This is a genomic window from Synechococcus sp. (genome assembly GCF_982614295.1).
In genome coordinates, this window is record NZ_CEXBMR010000078.1 from 1 (window position 1) to 3,659 (window position 3,659).

The 3,659-nt window shown below is 43.5% G+C and carries 5 protein-coding genes; 1 reads left to right on the forward strand and 4 read right to left on the reverse strand.

Translation table 11 applies throughout. The annotated features are described in order from the left end of the window. On the reverse strand, positions 1–265 hold a 265-nt coding region (locus AC2JC8_RS09755; RefSeq protein WP_484594640.1), incomplete at its 3' end, for a transposase. Between the two features lie 160 nt (positions 266–425). On the opposite strand from AC2JC8_RS09755, the gene AC2JC8_RS09760 reads away from it, so the two are divergent. Then, positions 426–725 (forward strand): PqqD family protein, encoded by a 300-nt coding sequence (locus tag AC2JC8_RS09760; RefSeq protein ID WP_484594641.1) that lies wholly within the window; start codon positions 426–428, stop codon positions 723–725. Positions 726–732: 7 nt separating this feature from the next. Here the strand turns inward: AC2JC8_RS09760 and AC2JC8_RS09765 are convergent, their stop codons facing one another. The 3 genes from AC2JC8_RS09765 to AC2JC8_RS09775 are packed head-to-tail and all read right to left on the reverse strand — an operon-like array spanning position 733 to position 3,089. Further along, the gene (locus tag AC2JC8_RS09765) at positions 733–1,281 is read right to left on the reverse strand and encodes a hypothetical protein (protein WP_484594642.1); all 549 of its coding nucleotides are present in this window, start codon (positions 1,279–1,281) and stop codon (positions 733–735) included. Next, complete coding sequence (locus AC2JC8_RS09770) at positions 1,274–2,161, reverse strand: sulfotransferase domain-containing protein (protein ID WP_484420429.1); 888 nt, start codon at positions 2,159–2,161, stop codon at positions 1,274–1,276. Before AC2JC8_RS09770 ends, AC2JC8_RS09765 begins: the two co-directional genes overlap by 8 nt. Then, complete coding sequence (locus AC2JC8_RS09775; protein WP_484594643.1) at positions 2,154–3,089, reverse strand: hypothetical protein; 936 nt, start codon at positions 3,087–3,089, stop codon at positions 2,154–2,156. The genes AC2JC8_RS09770 and AC2JC8_RS09775 overlap by 8 nt, the downstream gene beginning before the upstream one ends. Between the last annotated feature and the right edge of the window lie 570 nt (positions 3,090–3,659).

Consider the following 3,659-nt stretch of genomic DNA (forward strand, 5'->3'; position numbering starts at 1 on the left):
TGAGTGCCATTGCTGAATACCAACCCACCCAGTGCATCAAACGGGGGAGTTGAGAGGCATCATCTGGTCTTATCAACAGATGTAGGTGGTTTGCCATCAGACACAGCGCATACATCCTGTGCGGCACCTTGGCTTGCGCCTTGGCGAGCACTGAGAGCAACACATCCCGCCGCAATCCTTTGGCAATCAGAAACTGACGGCTGTTGCACCTAAGCGTGATGTGAAACGAATACCCCTGAGGCAGGCAGCGTGGTGAGCGGGGCATTAAATAACGTTAGAAAAAGCTGTATTTATTTAACCTGCTATATCCTAAATATTCACTACAATAAATAGCAAAGGTTGGAGTGGATCCTCAAACCGAGGAATTACAATTTCAGAGCCTTCTTGAAACGCAACTCCTCCTCCAATCTATTAAGCTTTTTAATATGGACATTCAACAACATCAAAGCCCAAGCACAAAACGATTCAAGCAGCATCCCGCCGTTGTATTTAGTGAATTGGATGATCAAATAACACTCTTTCAAAGCAAAACATGCGATTACCTTGTATTAAATGAAACCGGTTCTGCCATATGGCAAGCTCTGCAAACAGCACAAACCCTGAATCAAATATGCGATCTACTATGCGCTGAATTTAATGTTGAACGATCAATTTGCATACAAGAAACAACTAACTGGCTGGAGCAAGCTATAAATAAAAACATCATAATAACAGTTGCAGAATAAACCAACCTCAAAATATAAACTGATTGCGTAATTTCAATAACCACACCTCACCACCAAGCTGATTAGAACCAAGCATTTTAAAACCTAGTCTTGCAAAATAACGTCTCATAGATCCCTTTTGCAAGCCTAAGTTAATATTCTCTGACATCAGAGTAGAAGCCCTATGATCACGCAACTCAACGGAACTAATAAAACCTTCTAGAAATTTTTTATACAGTTGATTCGCCAAACGGCTTGATCTAGCCTCCGGCAAAACATACATCCGCTGAAAATAAGCATGGCTACCTAAGTTAAGATGCGCTTCTAATTCCCTTAAAACAACAAACACCACTCCAACAATTGATCCCTCCTGATTTCGAGCAATCGCACCTGGCTGCCTTCGTAACACCTTTTGCTTGCTTAAGAGTGGCTCTATGTCACTCAAATCGCCATGCGATCTAAAACTCTTTAGTTCTGCCTGATAAGAAGCCTGATTAAGGTTCCAAAAATCAAATAGCTCAGCAGCAAGGGCCTTATCAACGCTGCCAAAAACATATTCAACACTAAATTCACACATCTTTTTCTACTCCTTCATAACCAAAGCGTTTCATTACATCAGCCATTTCAGCTGCTAATTGTTGGCGCTGGGGAATACTCAGCTGCTCAGCTCCCTCACCACTACGCCCAGATCGAAAGAAACGGTTACACCCCTCTGGCGTCTCAGCAAAACCACCAACCTTCTCTTCTAGTTGTTTTAATTTATCAATCGAGGTATTAGCAATAGCTTGATCTACCAAAACCTGCTCAACAGGCAAACCAAGAAAATCTGCTAATTTAGCAAAAGTTGTTGAACCATTGCAGAGCATATCCTCATATCTAATTATTAATACTGGCAACTGCTGTTGATCCACCCAAGAGCACACATGCTGATCCCAACGGCCCATATGCTGACGCACCTGATGACCTCCAACACGTTCAGATGGCACTAGAGCTGCTGTGGGATCATGCAAAAATTGAACACTACGCTCTAGCGGCCAAGAAAAAAAATTACTCAGTGATACAGCCACATCTTCTGGATGCCGCATGATATAAACAGCTCCCAGGCAACCCGCTGTACAAACAACTGATCGATTGCGAGAATCAGGAGATTTAAACGCATCATGCACCTTATGGAATCTTTCACCTTCGGCAAATAACCATGCTGTTTGCCCGGCAAGGCCCCTCAATGGATCCAATTCGCTAAAACTCAGATCACAGCTATTCACGCCTAACTGATCATCAAGCCATAAACGTGATGAAGCAATGGCGCCGGTTTCAATATCATTATTTAAATTAAGTTCTTCCGCATAGCCCTCGCCAGCTAACCTCAATAATTCTGTAATAAAAACACGGCACCACGTATTACCTGATTTTGGATAGGAAGCCAAATACCAATAACCATGCTTTTGCTCAAGCATCACTTTCACCCTTATTGCCTTCTTCTATATTGCCTTCTTCTACATAAGGTTCTTGAATTGAAGCTGGATCCAACAAATCCACCATTGCGCATGCATTTTTCATAGCCCTGACACCATCGGGAACACGTAATGAATAGATAGGAACTGAACGGGCCAATGCCGATGCCTGCATAAATAATTGCTGCTCACACTCCATACCGCGTACAACCCTGGCATGAAATGCATTATTTCGTAGCACGAGCAAAGCGTGCTGCTGGCTAAATGCCTGAGAACTTTTTATTGATGATGCCAAAACATCTGCCTCGCTTTTGCTCTGTTGCCGCTTACGCATCAATTGATAGATACAACGCAAGGGAACGGCTGATTCAATGCAGTTCAATTGATCCCGTGAAAATGCGTAGCGTTTAAGACCGCGCCGCACTAGAGGCAATTGCTGCCAATCCAAATCAAGGGCAACTGCAGCATCATGCCAAAGTTTTAATTGTTGAACACCCGGCCAAATTTTCATATTTTTATCCACAACTACAATTTCACTACTAATAAGTTGCCAGCCGTGCTGCTGTAAACACCAGCTCAAAGTTGATTTTCCTGTGGCTGGGCGCCCCAAGAGCAATACAGCTTCACCATTACGCTCTAAGGCCGTGCCGTGCAGCACCAGAGAAGATTGTTGAACTGCCAACGCACCAAGGCCACTTGTTACCAAGAAAGTGCGCAAATCACGATTACTAACACTGTCATCCCAGCGTTGATATTCAAGCAATTCACCAGCTGCAGCACGAAACCAGCCGATGCCCTCTAGAGCTAAACGCCATTCATTAGCTGCAAGCTGCAAGCATTGTGTGCTGTGGGGGCTAGCTTCTATGGAAGGCCAGTTTTCATAGTTTCCACTAACTACAGATATACTATTTTGCTCGTTAGCGATTAACAACTTTTCGCTTAGCTCGGGCAGCGGAATATCACTAGCTAGATTAAACCCGAATGCTTGATATTGGAAATTTAAAGTGTTCAAGCTTAAATACTCCTAGGTTTGGGGTTGCTCAGAATTTTTCCCTTTATTCCATAGCTTCTTTTGCAGCTAGCTGTTTCAATTTCTTGCAATATTCCTCGGCATCAGCAATTGGAGCATATTTGGCTCTTAAAGATGATACTTTTTTGGCTGATCTTAAGCCCGATAAAAACAATGTTAACGTAATTAGGGAAAAGAGTAAGACCATTTTTGTTAGTGATTTTTAGTATTATCGCTTACTTGAAGCTTGTAAGCAATGAAAGAAGTATTCATTGTTCCAATTTTTTGACACCCTCCCCCTGATGCCGGCGGCGAAGGCGTCGTCGCCTTCGGCTTGGTTAGCTCTGCAGCTTCATCAGATCTCCCACTACCCGCAAGGCAGATTCATGCAATCCGGCTTCATCGGTCCAAACGCCGTAATGCTTGTGGTGTGTTCTTAGGTCATGCCCCATCAATGCTGCTAAATCCCGCATAGGCATGCTGTTTTCGTAG